At 39.4% G+C, this 1414-nt stretch carries 1 protein-coding gene; it reads right to left on the bottom strand.

What is annotated here, in order from left to right; genetic code table 11:
* Nucleotides 1–123: 123 nt before the first annotated feature.
* Nucleotides 124–1338, bottom strand: a complete 1215-nt coding sequence (locus tag DBX25_RS20375) for an ISL3 family transposase (protein ID WP_108672583.1) — start codon at nt 1336–1338, stop codon at nt 124–126.
* Between the last annotated feature and the right edge of the window lie 76 nt (nt 1339–1414).

Raw genomic sequence — 1414 nt, 5'->3', positions numbered from 1 at the left:
GGTTCTCCGTCAAATGTTGGGGGAAAATCATTCTAGGCTACCGCGCTTCGCTTGGTGGCCTTTTGTTCTGTGGAGGGATGGTACCATCCCTCCACAGAACAAAAGGGTATCTATTCAAAGATCCTATCCCACATGACTTCCCATTCTTTTATACTTATGTGTTAATAAAATTTTGGCACGGAATCTCTCAAAACTCCGGTATCCAAAAGCATTACGTTTCAATACTTTCGTTGAGTTATTGATGCCTTCTAAAAAGCCGTTTGAATAGGAATAGACAAAACTGTTCAGTATTTCCGTTTGCCAATTCTTAAACGTTTGGATAGCTTTACACATTTCCGGAATCTTTGAGTCTTCTATCTTTTTATAGAGGGTGAGTAGTTCTTTTTTTACTTCGGCTATTTGTTCTTGCCCTATTTCTTTTGCTCGACAAAACCACGCTCGATACGCTTCTTTTAAATCATAAGCTTGCTTAAGTTCTTCTGACATATCTAAGTAACGATGTAAATGCCAACGTTCTTCCTCTGTTAGGCGTTCACTCGCTTTATGAAATACGTACTTGATTCTCTTACATTTCTTTCGGTCATATCCATGGAATTCCTTTTGGACTCGTCTTCTCACCCCATCGAGTGACCAATAGATATAACGACAAAAATGGAATCGATCAGCCACTATGACCGGTCTTCCCAATGCCTCTTGAACAGCTGCCTTGAAGGATGGACTCATATCCATAACGACCACTTGGACCTTAGCACCATGTTTCTTTAGATAGTGCTTGATGGTATTTTTATAACGGTTTGGAAGAATATCTAGAGGTTCTTTCGTTACTCCATCCGCAATGATTAATTGATATTTGCCTTCCTTCGTATCACCTTTGTATTCATCAATGGCGATTACAGAAGGCAACTCAACAATTGGTCGAATTTCATTTTTGGAAAGACTATCAAATCGACGTACGATAGTGGTCGAAGAAGTCCCATAGATTTCAGCGGTTTCTTTAAATGTTTTGCCTTTGATTGACCGAATGGATACAGCTAGGTTCCATTCCAATGACGTACGCTGGTATCGCTCTACAAATGCATTATTCTCTGAAAAGCGTTTCCCACAACCACAGACATACCGACGGCGCTTGTAAAAAATTTGCGTCTTCCTTTCAAACCATTTTAGGTGATGAATTTTTTGAAGGCGATAGTCATGCACTTTTTTGGTTCTTTCCTGACATTGGGGACAACGATGTACTTTCCTCGCCATCTCTACATAGATTCTTATGGTCTCTCCGAACTCTTCCACTTTGGTTATCACAGAATCTTTTAATCCAGGCATAAACATGATAAAATTCATTTACACGCAACTCCATTCTTTAGACTTGTTTCTCGACAATTCAAGTATAAAAGAATGAGGGGTTTGCGTGTTTTTT

It is taken from the genome of Peribacillus acanthi (genome assembly GCF_003073175.1).
GTDB lineage: Bacteria > Bacillota > Bacilli > Bacillales > DSM-1321 > Bacillus_BN > Bacillus_BN acanthi.
The sequence above is the reverse complement of the archived record's forward strand: the minus strand, read 5'-3'. Positions and strand labels throughout refer to the sequence as shown.

Bases quoted from the DNA above. Each gene is read 5' to 3' on its own strand.
- DBX25_RS20375 (WP_108672583.1), bottom strand. From the start codon at position 1,338: ATGAATTTTATCATGTTTATGCCTGGATTAAAAGATTCTGTGATAACC.